At 42.7% G+C, this 19,779-nt stretch carries 15 protein-coding genes; 12 read left to right on the forward strand and 3 right to left on the reverse strand.

Annotated elements, in window-relative coordinates; all coding sequences use genetic code 11:
* Positions 1–2: 2 nt before the first annotated feature.
* Positions 3–2,216: a polysaccharide biosynthesis tyrosine autokinase gene (locus tag QT994_RS00915; protein WP_333170964.1), complete on the reverse strand. Its 2,214-nt coding sequence runs from the start codon at positions 2,214–2,216 to the stop codon at positions 3–5.
* Between the two features lie 425 nt (positions 2,217–2,641).
* Between QT994_RS00915 and QT994_RS00920 the strand changes: the two genes are divergently transcribed.
* From QT994_RS00920 to QT994_RS00935, 4 genes are all read left to right on the forward strand, one after another.
* The gene (locus QT994_RS00920) at positions 2,642–5,425 is read left to right on the forward strand and encodes a polysaccharide biosynthesis protein (RefSeq protein WP_333048246.1); all 2,784 of its coding nucleotides are present in this window, start codon (positions 2,642–2,644) and stop codon (positions 5,423–5,425) included.
* Between the two features lie 80 nt (positions 5,426–5,505).
* A complete protein-coding gene (locus tag QT994_RS00925) occupies positions 5,506–6,840 on the forward strand; it encodes an oligosaccharide flippase family protein (RefSeq protein ID WP_333048247.1) in 1,335 nt (444 codons plus the stop codon).
* Positions 6,788–7,972 (forward strand): glycosyltransferase family 1 protein, encoded by a 1,185-nt coding sequence (locus QT994_RS00930; RefSeq protein ID WP_333170965.1) that lies wholly within the window; start codon positions 6,788–6,790, stop codon positions 7,970–7,972. Before QT994_RS00925 ends, QT994_RS00930 begins: the two co-directional genes overlap by 53 nt.
* The gene (locus tag QT994_RS00935) at positions 7,959–9,434 is read left to right on the forward strand and encodes an O-antigen polysaccharide polymerase Wzy family protein (RefSeq protein ID WP_333048250.1); all 1,476 of its coding nucleotides are present in this window, start codon (positions 7,959–7,961) and stop codon (positions 9,432–9,434) included. The genes QT994_RS00930 and QT994_RS00935 overlap by 14 nt, the downstream gene beginning before the upstream one ends.
* 13 nt (positions 9,435–9,447) lie before the next feature.
* Here QT994_RS00935 and QT994_RS00940 read toward each other — a convergent pair whose 3' ends face one another.
* Positions 9,448–11,094 carry a glycosyl hydrolase family 28-related protein gene (locus QT994_RS00940; protein WP_333170967.1) on the reverse strand — a complete coding sequence of 549 codons (1,647 nt, stop codon included), beginning with the start codon at positions 11,092–11,094 and terminating at the stop codon, positions 9,448–9,450.
* Positions 11,095–11,286: 192 nt separating this feature from the next.
* On the opposite strand from QT994_RS00940, the gene QT994_RS00945 reads away from it, so the two are divergent.
* The 7 genes from QT994_RS00945 to QT994_RS00975 all read left to right on the forward strand — a co-directional run bounded on the left by QT994_RS00945 (position 11,287) and on the right by QT994_RS00975 (position 17,857).
* Positions 11,287–12,486, forward strand: coding sequence for a glycosyltransferase family 4 protein (locus tag QT994_RS00945; protein WP_333170969.1), 1,200 nt, complete (start codon positions 11,287–11,289; stop codon positions 12,484–12,486).
* A gap of 20 nt (positions 12,487–12,506) precedes the next feature.
* Entirely contained in the window at positions 12,507–13,658 is a 1,152-nt protein-coding gene (locus QT994_RS00950) for a glycosyltransferase family 4 protein (RefSeq protein WP_333170971.1), read from the forward strand.
* 223 nt (positions 13,659–13,881) lie between these two features.
* Entirely contained in the window at positions 13,882–14,865 is a 984-nt protein-coding gene (locus tag QT994_RS00955; protein ID WP_333048254.1) for an ATP-grasp domain-containing protein, read from the forward strand.
* Entirely contained in the window at positions 14,862–15,527 is a 666-nt protein-coding gene (locus QT994_RS00960) for an HAD family hydrolase (RefSeq protein ID WP_333170973.1), read from the forward strand. Before QT994_RS00955 ends, QT994_RS00960 begins: the two co-directional genes overlap by 4 nt.
* A gap of 151 nt (positions 15,528–15,678) precedes the next feature.
* On the forward strand, positions 15,679–16,350 hold the full coding sequence (locus QT994_RS00965) for a sugar transferase (RefSeq protein WP_333170975.1): 672 nt from the start codon (positions 15,679–15,681) through the stop codon (positions 16,348–16,350).
* 240 nt (positions 16,351–16,590) lie between these two features.
* A complete protein-coding gene (locus QT994_RS00970; RefSeq protein WP_333170978.1) occupies positions 16,591–17,727 on the forward strand; it encodes a DegT/DnrJ/EryC1/StrS family aminotransferase in 1,137 nt (378 codons plus the stop codon).
* On the forward strand, positions 17,720–17,857 hold the full coding sequence (locus tag QT994_RS00975; RefSeq protein ID WP_333170981.1) for a hypothetical protein: 138 nt from the start codon (positions 17,720–17,722) through the stop codon (positions 17,855–17,857). Before QT994_RS00970 ends, QT994_RS00975 begins: the two co-directional genes overlap by 8 nt.
* Here the strand turns inward: QT994_RS00975 and QT994_RS00980 are convergent, their stop codons facing one another.
* A complete protein-coding gene (locus QT994_RS00980; RefSeq protein ID WP_333170984.1) occupies positions 17,858–19,156 on the reverse strand; it encodes a HEAT repeat domain-containing protein in 1,299 nt (432 codons plus the stop codon). It lies immediately after the preceding gene.
* 224 nt (positions 19,157–19,380) lie between these two features.
* Between QT994_RS00980 and QT994_RS00985 the strand changes: the two genes are divergently transcribed.
* On the forward strand, positions 19,381–19,686 hold the full coding sequence (locus QT994_RS00985; protein ID WP_333170987.1) for a diacylglycerol kinase family protein: 306 nt from the start codon (positions 19,381–19,383) through the stop codon (positions 19,684–19,686).
* Positions 19,687–19,779: the final 93 nt, after the last annotated feature.

The raw sequence follows: 19,779 nt of genomic DNA on the forward strand, positions 1-19,779 counted from the left end.
GGTTACTGGTTATTCGTTTTTTTAATACCAGGACTCTGCTCTTGAGTGTAAGATTCATTGGTAAAATAGTAATGGCTGTGCGGTTCGTTTTTAGGACTTACTCCATTCACCACTAAGCCCAGAACGTGCTGACTTGATTTCTTCAATAGCTCCTTGGCAAAAGCCACAGTACCAGAATTAAGAACACCAGGCCGCACTACCAATAACATCCCATCTGCTTTATTCCCCAGAATCAGAGCATCAGCAGCAACATTCAGAGAAGGAGCATCAATAATCACTGCATCATAAGTAGCCGAAAATTGCTTAATCAATAAAGTGATCCGCTGTGAATCCAAGAGAGCCATTGGATTGGGCGGAATCACCCCGCAAGTGAGTACATCTAAATTATCCATGACTTGGGCGATCGCATCCCCAAACCCAGCTTGTCCCACTATGACATTGCTCAAGCCTACTTGATTGGGAAGTTCCCAAATCCGATGTTGAACAGGACAGTGCATATCCGCATCTACCAGCAAAACCTTCCGTCCTAATTGAGCTATAGCGGCAGCCAAATTAGCGGATACAGTAGACTTGCCTTCTTGCGGTAGCGAACTACTGACAACAATCACTTTCAGCTCTTTATCAGAACTCAGAAACCTCAGATTTGCCTGAAGCATCCGATAAGCAGCACTGCTGGAAGTATGAGGAGTATCTCTAACAACAATCGGTCGGGGAGATAGCTCTAAATCCTGTGCAGCAGACTTAAGTAGCCAGGAATTGCGACGAGGATTTTTTTCAGGCTTTCTATGAAAAGGAATCACCCCCAGCAAAGTAAACCCAAATAATTCCCTCGCCTCTTCAATAGTTTTCACGGACTTATCTTGAGATTCTAAAACCAGCGCCGCAGCTACCGCCAGCAGAGTTCCCAACAAGCTGCCCGATACCAGCAATAAAGACTTGCGAGAAGCCACTGGTTCTTCGGGAACGCTCGGCTTTTGGATAATCCGAGCATTCCCCACTTGCTGATTTTCTGTAATCCGAATTTGCTGGAGTTTTTTTTGCAATTCTTCATAATCAGCTTCGGCTTCTTGAAGTTTTCTTTCTAGTTCCCGCTTTTCCTTCTCTAGCTTCGGCAAAACTTTTACCCGCTGCTTGTAGGCAGCTAGAGAATTTGATAGAATAGTAACTCGCTCCGCCAAACCCTGGCGTTCTACATCGACCTTGATAAATTCTTCTATCAGTTTGGGTTTCACGTCTCCTATCTGTAAACTTTGGTTGGGCAACGGCTGTTGGCCACCTAAAACTTGTTGTATTTGTTGGTCGAGTAAAGCTTTTATGGTAGCTTTTTTAGTTTCTAACCTAGTTATTATAGGCGAATTATCCACGTAGATATTTTGCTCAATTGCTAACTGCCGCTCTATTTGTTTGTATTCTTTGAGAGCTTCCTGCACAGTGCTAGATTGGCTGAGATTGCTGGCGGTCAATGCTTGCTGGGGATTCATTTGTAATTCGTCTTCAAATGCTTTAGACTTAGCACGGGCGTTGAGCAAATCAGACTTAGCTTGGTCAATTTGACTTTCTAGTCCTGCCATAACTGCAACTGCTGATTTAGCTTCTTCTTCAAGATTGACAACTTTATTATCTTCTTTAAATTTCCTCAATTCTGCCGCTGCTTTCCGCATAGCTTGGTCTGACTTAGGCAGTTTTTTTTCAATAAACTGTCGAACAGACACAGCTTCTAGGCGATTCACTTTTTGATTGTTATCTATATAAAACTTCATCAGGTTTTTTACGACATCGGCTGCTATTTTCGGGTTTTTGTCTTTGTATGAAACCGTTAGGATATCAGCTCCCCGAATAGTAGCTACGCTCAGCTTTTTTAAAATATCTTTGGTTTTCAGGGGGTGATTTTTTTCGTCTTTTAACTGAAGTATATTTATAGTTTTTTCGATAAGTTCGACAGAACGAATCAGTTCTATCTCGGTAGTTAGAGGGTTACTTTGCTCTGCCGCCGGAGTCAACTGTCCGATTTCTTTGCCCAATTCTGTTAAAGCAGAGCCTGGAGTTGTTTTCTTAAATAACAGCTTTCCTTCTGCTTCATAGATGGGCTTTTCCTTGAGCGTCGTGTAGGTGGCGAGTGCCATAACCGACACAAACACAGCTAAGGCGGGCAGCCACCTGCGCTTGAGAATGTGCCAGTATTCCTGAAATCCGATACCAGTTTCATTTGATTCCATCTGTTACTCCCGAAAAATGATTTTTTGTAAACAGTAACACCATAGGCTTTTAAACTCATTATTGAGAAGATCCATTGTATCACTTAAGTCAAGGACTGTCATGGTTTGAACAAATAGGTGGGCGCTCCCCATAACGACAAATTATATATTTTTATTAAAAACAAGTAAATAATTATAAATAAATTTACGAGGGATGCACCCATAATAGGATAAGATAAACGCAGAAACTAAGATAAAAAAATAATCTCAAAAACTCCAAAAAAAATTAGGAGACTGGACATATTCTTGGTAATCGCCTTAATGAAATAAATTGAGTGAGACCAGATTAAAAGGCTGATTCATTTCAGCGGGCCGGGTGGTAGAAAAAATAGCTCAGCCTTAGGTACTATCTCTAGTTGGGGTAAAGTTGTTGTATAATAACTAGCATGAATAAGAACATAAAAAAACTCAGCAAAGTTTTGGTGGGATTAAGAACTCGTCATTTTTTAATAATCGATGCAATTTGTTGGGCTATCGCACCCTTCTTGGCCTGGGAAATTCGTTTAGATGATACCTTGAGTCTGCCTCGCTACCTAAACAGTCTAGCGGTAGTTACAGTATTATTTGTAGCAGTCAAATTAGCAGTATTTTATGCCGGGGGCTTCTACAAGCGTTACTGGCAGTATGCGGGTCTGGAAGAAATGGCACAAATAGCGATGCTGATAGGTATATCCCTAGCAGTGCAAATTATCTTGTTCCAACAATTCTACCACTTAAATAATTCGCCGATCGCAAATCTGCCACGATCGCTGCCGCTACTAGACGCTATGATCGGCTTTTTGTTAGTTGCGGCCATTCGTTTCAGCATTCCAGCCCTCGAAAGATGGAACCAAAAACCGTGGAAAGTTCAGCAACGCGATCGCGTCCTGATAGTCGGTGCGGGCAGTGCAGGCACATCTCTGATGCAAACGATGCAGAGGAGCCCGGAGGTAGGACTCGATCCAATCGCTTTCGTTGACGACGACCCCAAAAAAATCAGCAAGCAGATTCGCGGACTGACTGTAGTTGGCAATCGTTATAACATTCCCGAAGTAGTGCAATCGCTCAATATCGGCAAAGTCATGATTGCCATCCCCTCAGCTCCAGGAAAAGAGATTAGGGAAATCGTAGAAATTTGCCAGTCAATTGGAACTCCAACCAGCACCCTCCCCGGCCTCAATGAAATCATCAACGGTCGCGTCAGTTTAGGTAGCCTCAGAAAAGTACAGATTGAGGACTTGCTCCGCCGCGCCCCCATCCAAACCGATACCCAGAAAGTCTTGGGATTGATTGGAGGCAAGAAAGTTCTCATTACTGGTGCGGGCGGCTCCATCGGCAGCGAACTTTGTCGGCAAATATTAAAGTCCGCTCCTGCGGAAATCATCATCGTCGGACACGGAGAAAATTCTGTATTCAACATTCAACAAGAACTAACAAAAGTCCTGTCAGAACTCAAAAAGACCAGCCCAACCCAAACAGATATTACTCGCGTTACAGCTTGCATCGCCGACCTTCGTTTGATCGATCGCTTAGAGTACGTTTTTCTCACAACGAAACCAGACATGATTTTTCATGCGGCTGCTCACAAACACGTACCCATGATGGAATTAAACCCGCCGGAAGCTATTACTAACAACGTGCGGGGGACGAAAAATCTGCTGGATATGGCATTGAAATACAATGTGGAACACTTTGTGATGATTTCCACCGACAAAGCGGTGAATCCAACTAGCATTATGGGAGCTAGCAAAAGAGTTGCCGAAATGCTGGTGCTGCAAGCAGCAAAAAAAAGCAAAAACCCCTTTGTAGTGGTTCGTTTTGGTAATGTTCTTGGCAGCCGCGGTAGCGTCGTACCCACTTTCCAGCGACAAATTGCTGAGGGCGGGCCGATCACAATTACCCATCCAGACATCTCTCGCTATTTCATGACAATTCCCGAAGCGGTTCAACTGGTTTTACAGGCAGCAATCATCGGCAGTGGTGGGGAAGTATTCATGCTTGAGATGGGGGAACCCATCAGAATTTTTGATTTAGCCAAGGATTTGATTCGGCTCTCAGGATATGAAGTAGGTAAAGACATAGAAATCGCGTTTACAGGGCTGCGACCTGGAGAAAAATTGTTTGAAGAACTGTTTATTCCTGGTGAGAAATACAACCGCACTAAACATGAAAAAATTCGGAGTCTTGGCAATGCCAGCCGCCTGGTGAAAGAAAATATTGACCAGGAAGTAGAAGCCCTTTGTCAAGCAGGCGATCGTAATGATGCGAATTTAATTGTCTTAATGCTACAGCAGTTAGTGCCTGAGTACATCCCAGGATATTTAACAGCCAATTTGCACGCAAATACAGCCAAAGAAAAAACCGATCAGGTAAAGATTAGTAGTCCAGCATCTGTTCAGCTAGAGAATGATTTGGGGGTGGCTCTTGCAAATGAGGAGTTTCGGATTCACTATCAGCCGATCGTCTGCCTGGAAACTAATCAGATAAGTGCTTTTGAAGCGCTGTTGCGCTGGCAGCACCCGACTCGAGGTTTGCTTTGGCCTGACGAATTCCTACCAGCCGCAGAAGAAACGGGCTTAATTGTTCCTATTGGCGAGTGGGTGCTGCGGCAAGCTTGCAGCCAGATGCGGATTTGGCAGTCGCAATTTCGTCTTAACTCTCCTTTAACAGTCAGCGTGAATTTGACTAGCAAACAGTTGTTCCACGCCGACTTAATCGAGAGGATTACCAAAATATTGAAGGAAACAAATCTTGATGCTTCTAGTTTGAGGTTAGAAATTCCTGAAGATGTTGTGACGGATAATTGTGAGTTAGCTGGGTCTGTGTTTGTCCAAATTAAAAATTTAGGAGTGCAAGTACAAATCGACCACTGTGGTCTTAGTGATGTATCATTAACTCAGCTCTACCAATTGACGCGACTTAAGTATGGGAAATTCGACAGTTTGAAGCTAGATTGTTCTTTAGTCAGCGGGCTAGATGCTAGCAACCCGAACTTAGAAATTCTTCGGAAAATTATTGCCATAACTCAAGAGTTAGGTATGGGCATGATTGCCACAGGAGTAGAAACTAGATGGCAAATAGCTGAACTCAAAGCTCTGAAATGCGTCTACGGACAGGGATACTTTTTCTCGAAGCCTGTAGAATGCGTGGCGGTAGGGAAATTGATTGGGGCTATGGCTGTTCATAGTTAATGGGAAATTTGTTAATTTTTTTTAGATTTCAAAAATACGATTTTGAATTGACCGACTAGCAAGCAGGCAATTAGCTACTAATGCAACAGTTGAAACCACTAACACTACGCCGAAATTTTTCCTGGACTTTCACGGGAAACCTCATTTATGCGGCTTCCCAGTGGGGGATGTTGGTGGTGCTTGCTAAATTAGGCAGTCCTGAAATGGTGGGTCAATTTACCTTGGGTCTGGCGGTGACAGCGCCTGTTATCATGTTTACTAATCTGCAACTGCGAGGTATCCAAGCGACGGATGCAAAAGGGGACTATGTTTTCAGTGATTATCTGGGTCTGAGGTTAATTGGAACTGGGTTAGCACTTTTGATAATTGCGGGAATTACGCTCAAAGCTGGATATCGCTGGGAGACTTCGTTGGTGATTTTGGCGATCGCCTTAGCCAAGGCCTTCGAGTCGATCAGCGACGTGTTTTACGGACTGATTCAACAACACGAACGGATGGATCGAATAGCGATCGCCCTAATGATTAAAGGCCCTTTATCGCTGTTACTTTTAGGCATCGGAGTTTCCCTGACTGGGAGTGTTGTAGGGGGAGCGATCGGATTAGCAGTTGCCTGGGGTTTAGTCCTATTCGGCTGGGATCTTCGCAATGGTAGATTAATTTTAAAGAATTCCTTGCATGGGAGAGAGAGAGAAGATTTATTAGTTGCCGATGCTGAAACTGCAACCAGCCAAAATCCCTTGTATCCCCGCTGGGATGGAAAAATTTTGGGCAAGTTAGTTTGGCTTGCTTTACCTCTGGGTTTTGTGATGATGTTGATTTCGCTGAATACTAATATTCCTCGATACTTTATCGAGCGATATTTGGGCGAACGGGAACTGGGCATTTTCGCTGCCATGTCTTACCTGATGGTGGTTGGACAGATGGTAGTGAGTGCGCTAGCGGAGTCTGCAAGTCCGCGACTAGCAAAATATTATGCAGCGGGAAATAGCATTGCTTTTCGCACACTTTTGCTCAAGCTGGTGGGGGTTGGCTTGATGTTAGGTGCGGGAGGCGTTTTTGTCGCCGCTGTTGCCGGCAAACCAATCTTAACTTTACTTTATAAACCGGAATATGCCGATAGAGCAGATTTGTTCCTATGGCTGATGGTGGCTGCGGGTATTTGGTACGTTTCTGCCTTTTTGGGTTATGGGATAACGGCAGCTAGATACTTTCGGGTGCAAATGCCTTTGTTTGTTTTGGTAACGGGGAGTTCTGCGATCGCTTGTTTCTGGTTAATTCCAGCACAGGGAGTCCGAGGGGCGGCGATCGCGCTGATCGTTGGGGCGATCGTTCAAGCAGTTTTTAGTTTGGCAGTCATTGCTTATGCACTATACAGACTCGACAGATATCAAGGAACAAAATCAAATATCGACTAAGCAGCCTCCCATCCGTATTCTTCATGTCGTCGGCGGCATGAATCGGGGCGGCATAGAAACTTGGCTGATGCACGTTTTGCGAAATATCGATCGCGATCGCTTCCATATGGACTTTGTGGTTCACACTGAGAAACCCTGTCCTTACGATGATGAAGCTCGTGCTCTTGGTAGCAAGATTATCCCCTGTCTCAGTCCTGCAAAACCTTGGCTGTACGATCGCAACTTTAAACGAATTTTACGCGAATACGGGCCCTATGATGTTGTTCACAGTCACGTTCACCACTTCAGCGGTTACGTTCTTTGGTTGGCAAAGCAGGTGGGAGTACCGATCCGCATCGCGCATAGTCATAACGATACTTCCGAGGTAGATGCTCATGTGAATTTTTTACGACGAATATATCTGAATTTAATGAAAGGAGCTATTTCACGTTATGCTACAACAGGTTTAGCGGCGAGTGGTTTTGCCGGGGCATCACTTTTTGGTCAAGATTGGTCAAAAGACCCCCGGTGGCGAGTGCTTTATTGTGGGGTTGATTTAACTCCTTTTCAAACCCCCGTGGATGGACTGGCATTGCGTCAGGAGTTAGGAATTCCAAAAGACGCGTTTGTTCTAGGTCATGTTGGTCGTTTTGAAGAACAAAAAAATCATTTATTTTTATTAGAAATTGCGGCAGCGGTTATTCAAAAAGAACCCCTTACTCGTTTGTTGTTAATAGGAGATGGTTCTCTGCGGCCTGTAATTGAGGATATAATTAAACAAATGGGGTTAACTCCTTATGTAATTTTGGCGGGATTGCGATCGGATGTTCCCCAATTAATGCAAAGTGTGATGGATGTCTTTCTCTTGCCATCCTTCCATGAAGGATTACCTGTAGTTGGTATGGAAGCACAAGCCGCGGGACTTCCTTTGATTTTATCGGATGTTATTACTGAGGAACTAGATCGAGTCAAACCCCTGATCAAACGTCTCAGTCTTTCTCAAGGCGCATCTGAGTGGGCGAAAGCTGTTTTAGAAAGTCCTTCTCTTAAGTTCCTCTATCCCCAAGCCGAAAGCCTCAAAAGTATGAAAAATAGTTCTTTTAATATTGCCTATAGTGTCCAAGACTTCACCAAAATCTATGACCCTCAATAACACAAATAGAGTCAACCCCGATCCCACCTGTCTATTGGCAATTGTTGCTCACTCTTGTGTCATTATATTTCTTATTGTATCTTCCTCATTCTATCAGGAATCCTCCTTACAAGCAGATACTCTCATTTATCCATGCTCCTGTTTTCTTCTTGGACTGACAGTTTGGGTGTTTTGGTCATGGTATATAGTAACCCAAAGTTTATTCAGTCCTTACATTCTCTTTTTCATATCGGCATTATTATTTAATGGTGGACAAGTAATTCTTGAAGTTTTTAATCTCAATGAAACAGGCATTTTACAGGGAGAATTTTCCTCGGAAACCATATTACTAACCATATTTCTTGTAGTGATAGGGTTAGCCCTTTTTCATTTGGGGGCTTTAATGAGTGCCTTTCAAATCAGTGTCGCCCCCATCCAAGTTAATCCTCAACAAAAAGCGGCTAATAATCCCAGAAAAGACAAAGAAATCAGTCAAGTCGGTTGGCTCTTTTTTTCAATCTCTTTTTTACCTTCTCTCTTGATTCTACAAAATTCGCTGAGGATCGTTCTTTCTGGCGGCTATTTTGCCCTTTACCAGCAAAATGAGGCTACCAGTTTTGATACGGCTCCGGCGATTTTAGCAGGGTTTCTGGTTCCATCGGCTATGTTTTTATTGGCTGGAAGTGGAAACAATGTCAAGGAAAAATATTTAGCCAGTATATTAATCTTACTCTACGCCATAATCTATTTTTTCTTAGGTCAAAGAAATGTCGCAGTCATGCCATTACTTAGTTTTGCTTGGTTATGGCATCAATTAATTCGCCCCATTTCTAAAGTTTTTTTAGGGAGTGTGGGTGCATTTATGCTGTTGATTGTTTTTCCTTTAGTGGGAGCTAGTAGAGATTCAAGAGGTGAAGACCGTTTATCTGTTGATACTTTGTTAAATACTTTCACCTCCATTAATAATCCTTTGGTCGCGGTGTTGTTGGAGATGGGTGGTTCGATGAATACGATCGCATACACGATCGAATTAGTACCAAGATTCCGAGAATTTCAATGGGGATCTGAGTATTTGTATGCTCTTCTTACCCTGGTTCCTAACCTGTTTTGGAAACTTCATCCTACCATAGCTCGTGGTGTTCCAGGGAGGTGGCTAACATGGGCTGTTAGGCCTGATTTTGCAGCCCGTGGAGGTGGTTTAGGATATTCTTTTATCGCGGAAGCTTATCTTAATTTTGGTTTGTTTGGAGCCCCAATTGCCCTTGGTGTATTAGGTTTTTTCTTTGCTAAATTAGTCCTCTGGGCCGACCGCTCACGGGACCCCGCGAAAATGGCAATGGTAGCTAGTTTTACTTCTTCTTTCCTTTTCTATGCACGTGCTGAATCTGCCCTAATGGCGCGTCCTTTAATCTGGTATTCTTTTATTCCTTTCTTTTGCGTATTTTTCCTTCGTAGGCTTGGTTCAAAGGGATTTATAAAATGAGAGTTAAGTTTTCTTAAGGAGAGACATCAAAGGAATTTGCTCGACTTGATTTCGTCTGAAAAACTTCTAATTTAACGGAACTTTTCATCTGCAAAATATTTCCTTTTGCTTGACAGTTGGCTACGCAGTCGCCAAACCAATAAATCCCTCCGGTCATTGTATTATGAATCCGATCATCCCTCATTAAGTTTTTATTAATCTTTATGTTCTCAAACATTCCATTCAGAATAATCGCCGCCCGATAATCTTCGTGAAAATAATCCTGAACTTGACCAGAGTTAATAATTAAATTTTCGGAAATATCTCCGGATTTAATAGGTGTTGATATATAAATCCCCGCTGCCAAAGAATTTTCAATTTTGTTACCAATAATGCGAAGTTTTGCTATTTCTATGTTGGGTGCCGCATTTCTCCATAAAGTAATACCATTGCCGAGACTATCACTCCTACGTCCAGTCCCATAAAAATTAGTAAAAGTAATTTGATTGCGAATAATATTCAAGTTAGAAATAGGAGCATCTGAATTTGGTTGTAGCGAAATACCAATGTTTGGATAATCCCCCCAGAGTTGACGCCAATCATTAATATTCAGGATAATTTTATTGTTAGTAATCATGCAATTACTAAGGGCAGGATTTGTTGTATTACCATAACCAAAGTATGACCATATTACCATACCTGTATGAGCGTTTTTGATCAAATTATCAGTAATTATTTGATGATTGGAACTTTGAGCAATTCCTGTGATATTTATTCCATAAATAAAACCTTCAATTACATTCTGTTTGACAATATGTTCATCTCCATGAATTTCAATGGCTGTTCTCGCTCCATAAGTACCTGCCCCGTCTCGGCTATCAAATGTATTATTCAATATTTGTACTCGTTTTCCGTGACTATAAATTGTTGAATGATCGTAATCTATTTTACCACCACCGATCGATTCAAAAATATTATCTTTAATCAGAACATCTGAGACAGATTCTTCTCCATTGACCGTAATTGTATTAACATTATTTTGATTGGTAAATCGACAGCGCTCAATATGAATTCTCCGCCCCCAAAAAATGCGTACAGCAAATCGGAATTTACCTCCACTAAAATCAGATGACAAAAAAACAGGGTTTTGAGAGGAATTGCCATCAATAGCAAGATCATACATGGCAAAATCTGACAAATCGGAATGGTATATTGCACCTGCTAAAATTGAGTTATAATTGCCTTGCTTATCTGCTAATTTAATAATAGTATTTCTATTGTTTTCTCCTTGGAAAATGATTTTAGTACGAATAATTAGAGCCTGAGCTTTAGAGGGATTAATTTTAACTATATAAGTCCCTTTGGGAAAAAAGACAATCCCTCCTCCTCTTTTATAAACGCGATCAATTGTAGCTTGAATAGCTTGAGTATCATCTGCGATTCCATTGCCTAATGCACCCAAATCTTTCACAGAAAATCGCTTCGGCAATGTAGTGGAAACCGGAACTGTCTTGATGTTCTGATGAATACTATTTTTCTCTGGAGGTTTTTTTTTGATGTGAGCAGATTCGAGAGAAGTTGCCCCAGATAAAAAATGCCATAAAAAACAGGAAAGAGTCCCCCCACAGAACAGGAGTAACAGAAGTGTCGGGATGGAATAATTGGGAAAATTAAATTTCATAAGTGTTATTTTAGGCTAAAATAATCTCCAAAATAATTTTTTAATATCTTAGAGAATCCATCTGTATCCATAAATGTTAATCACCCCCTTAATTATATGAATAAATATTACAATATTTATTAAAATTCCCGATCAGCGAGTTCCGATTGACGAGCCTGTATAATTAAATATTATTTACGTTTAACAAAAACAATGAAAGTTGTTGTAGCTCTGGAAGCTCGCTTTGAACGCACCCCAGATGGTGCAATTTGGACACTTGTAGGTTTTGCCTATTCGTTTTGGAAGCGATATCTCGATGTATTTGATCAAGTCTGCGTTGTCGCGCGTGTCAAGGATGTCTCTCATGTCCCTTCCGACTGGCAAAGAGTCGAGGGAGAAGGAGTTTCCTGTTTTCCAATCCCTTACTATATCGGCCCTTGGCAATATCTTATCAAAGCTTGGGCTGTTCAGCAAGCTGCCCAAAAGTCAGTAGGACATAGGGATGCTGTGATTCTCAGGGTAGGTGGCATGATTGCTTCCTGCATCCAACCAATGTTAGTGAAAACAGGTCATCCTTATGCCGTAGAGGTGGTAGCCGATCCCTATGATTCTTTTGCACCTGGTTCTATCAAGAGTCCTGTTCGACCTTTTTTACGTTGGTACTCTCCCCGTAGGTTGCGGGATCAATGTCTTGAGGCATCAGCGGCGGCTTATGTGACTCAAGACGCGCTACAAAAACGCTATCCTTGCCAGAATTTTTCGATCGGTGTATCCGATGTGGAACTGGGTGAAGAAACCTTCGTGTCCCAGCCCCGTTACTCCCAGGAAAAAACAGCCCCCTTTACTCTCATTTTTGTGGGAACAATGGCTCAACTTTATAAAGCACCTGATGTGTTGATTAATGCTGTTGCAGTTTGTGTGCGTGACGGATTAGATATTCAGCTAATTTTGATAGGTAATGGTCAGTACAGAGGAGAACTAGAGGCACAAGCTCAGGCATTGGGAATAGGAGAAAGAGCAATTTTTCTCGGTCAATTACAGGCTGGGGAAGTAGTACGGGCGCAGTTAGATCGAGCAGATATTTTCGTTTTACCTTCCCATCAAGAAGGATTACCTAGGGCAATGGTAGAAGCAATGGCGAGAGCACTGCCTTGTATTGGCTCAACAGTCGGAGGCTTTCCAGAACTTTTGCCAGCAGAATATCTAGTACCCCCGGGCGATGTGGAAGCCTTGGCAGCTAAAATCCGGGAGGTGATCGCTAACCCTGATCGCATGGCACGAATGTCAGCGCGTAACTTAGAGAAAGCCAAAGAGTATACCGAGGAAGTTCTCCAACAGCAGAGGCTCATATTTTATCGCTACGTGCGAGAGCAAACAGAAGCCTGGATTGAAAAGAAAAACCAATCTATCTAAGAGGCTATATAACGATGCGAATGCTATTTGTTTGTACTACATCTGCTACTGCCAATGCTTTTTTGCTATCGATTGCAAAGTATGAACGGGATAAAGGGCATGACATCTCTTTTGCTTGCTCATTTGAGAGCTTTGCAGATGCCAAATCTGCTGTAGATAAATTGCGTGAGGCAGACTTCGTTGTTCATGAAATTCCCTTTGTTAGGAAAATTTTATTATCTAAAGATGTAATGGCTTTTTGGAGTTTGACAAAATTGATTCAGTCAAATAATTATGACTTGGTTCACACATTTACTTCTAAAGCTGGTTTCATAGGACGGGCGGCTGCGAAGGCTGCTGGATGTCCCAATATTATACATACAGTGCTTGGTTTCGAGTTCCAAAGATATAACTATGGAATGAAAAAGAAGATGTTTATTCTTTTAGAAAAAGTAGCTTCTCTTGCTTGCGATCGCATTTTGTTTATATCGGATTTCACCCACCAAGAAGCGATTCGATACCGCTTTAAAGACGAGTCCAAACTTAAACTTGTCGGTTTAAGTTTCGATTCAATTTCTCAGTTCAAAAATTTTAATGCAGATACAAAGAAAGTGAGGGAACAGTATGCGATCCCTCAAACTGATATGCTAGTCGGAAGCGTCGGACGGCTAGTTTATCAAAAAGGGATGGATACATTTATTCGAGCGGCTGCACTCGTTCTACAGAAATATTCATCTGTAACTTTTATTATTGCTGGTTCTGGATCGTTATTGCCTGAGTTGGAAGCATTAGCACATTCGTTAGGAATAGCAGAGAAGGTGAAATTTGCAGGAGCTTTAAATACTGAGCAGGTGATGCAGTTAATGTCTAGCTTGGATGTGTTTGTCTTGTCTACACGATTTGAAGGATTGGGGTTAGTGTATCTAGAAGCAATGGCATTACAATGCCCTGTGATTGGAAGCAGAATCTCACCAGTAACGGAAGTCATTAGAGAAGGTGAAACGGGACTGTTAGCAACAGTAGACGAGCCAGAAGATTTTGCTCAAGCGATCTCGCTGCTGCTTGACGACCCAAATATGCGCCAACAAATGGGGAAAGCAGGACCAGCCTATGTGGAGGGAAAATTCAGTGTTCAAGCAACATTAGAACGATACGATGAAATATATCAAGAAGTTGGTGCCAAGGAGAGGTAAATTAAAAAACTTATCTTGCAACCGAAGCATTATCAAGCTCCATAGCCAGTGGATTGCGCTTTGAATTTGGGCGGGCGTTGGGGATTGAATGGATATCTCCTTTATTCATACTCTCATTATGCAACGCTCTTTGATCGAAGTGTTTAAGCAAGAAGGAATCAGTCAGAGCAAATACCCAAAGATGCCAGAATTTTTACCTAAAACTCAACAATTTTAGAAACTTATGGATTCTTTCAACATTCTTTTCACCAGTGCAGGCAGAAGGGTAGCACTAATTCAATCCTTCAAAAAAGTTTTGAGCAATCTAGGAGTTCCTGGCACTATTGTCACGACAGATTCTCAGAAAAATTCTCCTGCTGCTTTCGCGGCTGATGTTTCAGAACTTGTTCCCCGCATTACCGATGCCAATTACATTAACATTTTGCTAGGAATTTGTGAAAAACATCAAATTAAGCTGCTGATTTCGCTGATCGACCCGGAACTTTATTTGCTCTCGCTTCACCGACAGAAATTTGAAGCGAAAGGCGTTACCATACTCGTCTGTTCTCCTGAAACAAATGAGATTTGTTATGACAAACGTAATACTTTTAAGTTTTTCAAAGAGATTGGTGTTCCCACCCCTGAATTGTTAGATGGAGACAAAATTCTCGCAGATTTTAACGCCTGCTATCCTTTTCTGATTAAACCTGCGAAGGGCAGTTGCAGTGTGGGAGTAAATCAGGTCAGAAATCCTAAAGAGTTGGAATTTTTTAGAGAGTACATTGCTAATGCGATTATTCAGGAATTTCTCATAGGTGAAGAATACACATTAGATATTTTAGTGGATTTCCAAGGAAAGGTGCGATCGGTGGTTCCCCGGCTCCGCATTGAAACCAGAGCTGGGGAAATTAGTAAGGGCATAACAGTGAAAAATGCCGCCTTGATTGAGGCGGGAAAAAAGGTGGCTGAGTCATTGCCCGGTGCGATAGGCTGCATTACGGTGCAATGTTTTTTGCTAGCCAGCGGTGAGATTAAATTTATTGAAATTAATCCACGTTTTGGCGGAGGATTTCCGCTCGCATTTCAAGCCGGTGCTAATTTCCCTCTCTGGATTATCGAAATGGTTTTGGGGAAGAACCTTGAAATTAAAATTGACGATTGGCAGGATGGAGTTGTCATGCTGCGGTACGACGAGGCAATTTTTGTAACAAAGGAAATGATCGAATGATTAAAATTATCGTTTTTGATGTAGATGATACTCTGTTCCCCGAACGCGAATTTGTGCGGAGCGGATTTCAAGCAGTCGGTGAGTGGATACTAAATAAATATGCGGTTCCAGGATTTTTTGAAGTCGCTTGGAAGTTTTTTGCACAAGGAAACCGAGGCAAAATTTTTAATTTAGTTTTAGCAGAAATTGGCATTGAGGATGACCCTCAAATAATTCAGGAACTCATCGAAATTTATCGAAAACATAAGCCGCAGATATCTCTGTATAGCGATGCTCGTTGGGCGATCGATTATTTTAAAGGCCACAAAAAACTAGGCGCGATCACAGATGGCTACCTAACCACTCAACGCAATAAAGTAGAAGCATTGCACATAGCAAACAGCTTTGATACTATCATTTACAGCGATGAATACGGTAGAGAAAACTGGAAGCCCAGCCCAGTGCCATACTTAAAAGTGATGGAATTAACGGGGTTTCAAGGCTCAGAATGCGTCTATGTAGGAGATAATCCTCACAAAGATTTCGTCACGGCAAAGAAACTGAGTTGGCGGACTGTTCAAATCGATCGCCAAAATGGAGAGTATTCCAAAACTCCAGCAGCACCGGGCTACGAAGCCGATCGCACAATTCTTTCCTTGACTGAACTAGAGACAATTTTATGATCGATTCATGAACTTTGTCTTAAGTGCGGTAATAAGGCCGGTTCTGAAGTTGGGGGCGATCGCGAATTAAAGTTCGTCTTTTAAGAACCTCAAGTTAAAAAATGTTCGTGAAGGAATTGACCGATTTTTTAATATCAAAAGGAGGGTGAGCATGAATTCAGAAGTTGCTTCTACCAAGAGTTTCAGTAAATACAGCAGACTGAGCAAGGCAATATTAGATAGATTAGTGGCGGCGATCGCGCTGGCAGTTTTTTCTCCCGTAATGTTAATGGTTGCGATCGCCATTTACATCCGCATGGGCAGGCCAATCTTTTTCTGCCAACCCCGTCCCGGTAAAAACGGCCGCGTTTTCAATTTCTACAAGTTTCGCACTATGACAAGCGATTGCGATGCTGATGGCAATTTGCTGCCCACCGCACAGCGTCTCATACCCCTCGGTCAATTTTTTCGCAAAACAAGTCTGGACGAACTCCCTCAACTCTTGAACGTTCTTAAAGGTGACATGAGTTTTGTTGGCCCTCGTCCTTTACTCGTAAAATACCTCGATCGCTATACTCCAGAACAAGCACGTCGCCACGAAGTTATGCCGGGAATTACGGGTTGGGCTCAAGTCAATGGTCGCAATGCTATTAGCTGGGATGCTAAATTCCAACTTGATGTTTGGTATGTGGATAATTGGACTCTGTGGTTAGACTTGAAAATTCTGTTTCTGACAGTATTGAAAGTCTTGAAAAGAGACGGAATTAACCGAGAAGGCTATGCTACAGCCCCTGAATTTACAGGTGTGCTTGACGATTCCCAAACTAACAGTTCGATCCGGTAGCAGTTGGTTTATTAAAACTGACTAAAGATTTTTGATAGTCTTCTAAAAAGGACTTAAGCTATGAGCCCGGGGTTAAATCCCCTGGCTTCTCTGATTGCTCAATCTATAAGACACTAAAACGACACAAAGAAAAATATAATTATTTAGTGGGAGTGTGGCTCAATTTTTTAAACATTCAGCCTAAAGAACTCCTCAAGTCAAACTTTTTTCCTGCCTATCCATCTCCCAACTGAAGATAAAATGAACAAACAAATCCTCCTCTCAACACCTCACATGGGTTCCCTCGAACAGGAGTTCGTCAAAGAAGCCTTTGATACCAACTGGATCGCCCCCGTTGGCCCCCATGTAGACGCTTTCGAGCAAGAATTCTGCGAAGTAGTTGGCGCTAAACACGCAGCGGCTGTTAGTTCCGGTACCGCAGCTTTGCATTTGGCTTTACAATTAATTGGTGTCGGTTCAGGAGATGAGGTTTTTTGCTCGACTCTGACTTTTATTGCAACTGCTAGCCCGATTACTTATCTTGGCGCCAAACCAGTTTTTATTGATAGCGATCGCACTTCTTGGAATCTCAACCCCGATTTGTTCCGAGAAGCACTTGACAAACGAGCAAAAATTGGTAAATTACCCAAAGCTGTTGTAATCGTACACCTCTACGGTCAAAGTTGCGATCTCGACCCAATTCTAGAAGCTTGCAATGCTTATGAAATTCCGCTAATAGAAGATGCGGCAGAATCTCTAGGGGCTACCTATAAAAATAGATCGCCTGGAAGCTTTGGTAAAATCGGCATTTTCTCATTCAATGGCAATAAAATTATCACCACTTCCGGCGGCGGAATGTTAGTTTCCGATGACCAAAAACTGGTAGAAAAAGCTCGTTTTTTGGCAACACAAGCCCGTGACCCCGCTCCTCATTACCAACATTCAGAAATTGGCTACAATTATCGTCTCAGCAATGTTTTGGCGGGAATTGGTCGCGGTCAATTACGGGTTTTGGAGGAGCGGGTTGAAGCTAGACGACGCAATTTTGACTTTTACAAACAAGCTTTAGGAAACTTGCCGGGAATCGAATTTATGCCGGAAGCTGCTTTTGGAAAAGCTACTCGCTGGCTGACTTGTTTAACAATCGATCCGGTCGCTTTCGGTGCAGATAGAGAACAAGTTCGCCTAGCACTTGCTCAAGAGAAAATAGAAGCGCGTCCGGTTTGGAAACCTTTACATTTACAGCCAGTATTTGCTGATTGCGAATGTATGGGCGGTGCGGTGGCTGAAGAGTTATTTGAGTACGGGCTTTGTTTGCCTTCTGGCTCTAATTTAACTGATGAAGATTTAGAGCGGGTGACAAGTGCGATCGCCCAAATTCACAAAGAAAATGGATGATATAGCCGAAGGAAGTTCGGCTACGGATTTTGTAACGGATGTAACGGAGATCAGGAAGAAGAAAGATGCGATCGCTATTATATCCCTGACTTTTTCAAGAAGTTGGGGAGTTGGGTATTTAGTCTTTTGATTAATTCTGCAGCCATTCTTGCAGGGCGATCGCAATTCCTTGTTTCAATCTTGGTTCGAGACTCTCTTGCTTAACTAAGTTTTCTAATTTCTGTCTGGCCTCGGCAGCACCTAGCTGTTTGAGCGCTGCCATGCAGTGCAGCCTGACGCTGCTGTCTGCGTCGCCCAACATTAAAATTAGAGCATCTAGCCCTCTCATATCTCCTAATTTTCCTAAACCTAAAGCTAAAGATTTTTTGCTAACTGCCTCCTGCACGGCCGGATGACCTGTTTTCACCAAATCAATCAGAATTTCAGCAGCAACAGCTTTTAATTCCGGCTTTTCTACTCGCCATAAAACAGTGACTATCTCTTGATAAACAGTAGAATTTATGTTAGTAAACTGCGCCATTAATGTCTGATGTAAATATGCTAAAGCGGTTGCGGTATCCATCCAGCTTAGGGCGCGCACCGTTTCGATTTGCAATTCAACGGGAGTTGTGGGCGATCGCAGCAATTCAAATAAAGCAGCCGCTGCAGCATCGGTTTTCACTCGCCCGATCGCGATGGCCGCTTGCTGACAAACTTCTAATCGAATGTCCGAAAGCAAAGGTTTGAGCAAATTAACTAAATCTAATTCTGCATCTAAATAGGCGCGCGCGCCGAGAGCTCGCACGGCTTCTTTTCTGACTGCTGTCGCCGGATCTTTGAGCGCTGCTACCAGTATCGGCGGGATGCGGGAGTCGTGAAAGCAGCTCAGGGCGTCGATTGCGGCTGCCCGCACAGCAACTTGAGAGTCTCCGACTACGCTCAACAGCGGTACGATGGTTTCGGTGCGCCGAATTTGGGCGAGTGCTGCTGTTGCAAACTGTCGCGAGTCTTCTTGCTGCAAGAGATTTGCTAGGGATTCTATGGCTGTCGGGCCGAAATTCCCTAGGGTTTCGGCGGCGATTTGGCTCAATTCTTCGTCGGAATTTTTGACCAATTCTACTAAAGCTTGAATCACTTCTGGACGATCGAACTTTCCGAGAATACGGGCGGCGAACCACCGGGGTTCCGTGTCTGCGTCTTCGTCTTCAAGTACGGCAATTAAAGGTGCGATCGCGCCATTTCCCAGATTGGGCAATACTTTAGCAATTTCCCAGCGGTCTTGAAAATCGCCCCATTCCAAGGCTTGTATTGCTAAACTGACAGCTTGCTCTAAAATGTGTTGTTCCTGCGCCTTACTGCCGTTTGCTGTCACTTGCTGCAAGCATTCGACTAGCCCAGGCCAGTTTTGGCGATCGGCAGCGACTTGCGCTTTTTCTAAAATATTACACATGATTTTAAATTAAGTTTGATCGAGAAGCGAGGTTTTTTGCTGCTAGGTCAGAGCGGGAGGTACTTTTTAGGAATCTTTTGCTACAATTATCCATTTTTTGACATTTTTGTCAATCCATCATAATTGGTAAAATGGAAGTAAAGCATTAATTTGATCCCGTTAAGGCATCAAGGTATACTTTTTGTAATTAAAAACTCTCAATATTACTAATTAAAAATTAACAAATGAAGAAACCTCTACTTTTAGTAAACCAGCACTCCCGAAAAGGGCAAAACCTATTATCTCAAGCCACTGTAGAATTAGAAGCACTGGGTTTTGAGTTAATTGTAGAATCTACTGACCACGCCCGCGAACTTCCCGACACTATTCGTCGCTACCAAAATCGAGTTAAATTAGTAATAATCGGCGGTGGCGACGGCACTCTCAACAGCGCCATAGAAGGTTTGATAGACACCAAATTACCCTTGGGTATTTTGCCGATGGGAACTGCTAAAGATTTGGCACGCACTCGGGAAATTCCTACAGATTGATCCGCAGCTTGTCAAGTAATTGCCAGCGGTAAAGTTCGGCTAATAGACTTGGGTTGGGTTAACTGCCAACATTTTTTTAATGTGGCGAGTTTG

The organism is Microcoleus sp. S13_B4, from assembly GCF_036700885.1.
Lineage (GTDB): Bacteria > Cyanobacteriota > Cyanobacteriia > Cyanobacteriales > Microcoleaceae > Microcoleus.

Bases quoted from the DNA above. Each gene is read 5' to 3' on its own strand.
- QT994_RS00915 (WP_333170964.1), bottom strand. From the start codon at position 2,216: ATGGAATCAAATGAAACTGGTATCGGATTTCAGGAATACTGGCACATT.
- QT994_RS00920 (WP_333048246.1), top strand. From the start codon at position 2,642: ATGAATAAGAACATAAAAAAACTCAGCAAAGTTTTGGTGGGATTAAGA.
- QT994_RS00925 (WP_333048247.1), top strand. From the start codon at position 5,506: ATGCAACAGTTGAAACCACTAACACTACGCCGAAATTTTTCCTGGACT.
- QT994_RS00930 (WP_333170965.1), top strand. From the start codon at position 6,788: ATGCACTATACAGACTCGACAGATATCAAGGAACAAAATCAAATATCG.
- QT994_RS00935 (WP_333048250.1), top strand. From the start codon at position 7,959: ATGACCCTCAATAACACAAATAGAGTCAACCCCGATCCCACCTGTCTA.
- QT994_RS00940 (WP_333170967.1), bottom strand. From the start codon at position 11,094: ATGAAATTTAATTTTCCCAATTATTCCATCCCGACACTTCTGTTACTC.
- QT994_RS00945 (WP_333170969.1), top strand. From the start codon at position 11,287: ATGAAAGTTGTTGTAGCTCTGGAAGCTCGCTTTGAACGCACCCCAGAT.
- QT994_RS00950 (WP_333170971.1), top strand. From the start codon at position 12,507: ATGCTATTTGTTTGTACTACATCTGCTACTGCCAATGCTTTTTTGCTA.
- QT994_RS00955 (WP_333048254.1), top strand. From the start codon at position 13,882: ATGGATTCTTTCAACATTCTTTTCACCAGTGCAGGCAGAAGGGTAGCA.
- QT994_RS00960 (WP_333170973.1), top strand. From the start codon at position 14,862: ATGATTAAAATTATCGTTTTTGATGTAGATGATACTCTGTTCCCCGAA.
- QT994_RS00965 (WP_333170975.1), top strand. From the start codon at position 15,679: ATGAATTCAGAAGTTGCTTCTACCAAGAGTTTCAGTAAATACAGCAGA.
- QT994_RS00970 (WP_333170978.1), top strand. From the start codon at position 16,591: ATGAACAAACAAATCCTCCTCTCAACACCTCACATGGGTTCCCTCGAA.
- QT994_RS00975 (WP_333170981.1), top strand. From the start codon at position 17,720: ATGGATGATATAGCCGAAGGAAGTTCGGCTACGGATTTTGTAACGGAT.
- QT994_RS00980 (WP_333170984.1), bottom strand. From the start codon at position 19,156: ATGTGTAATATTTTAGAAAAAGCGCAAGTCGCTGCCGATCGCCAAAAC.
- QT994_RS00985 (WP_333170987.1), top strand. From the start codon at position 19,381: ATGAAGAAACCTCTACTTTTAGTAAACCAGCACTCCCGAAAAGGGCAA.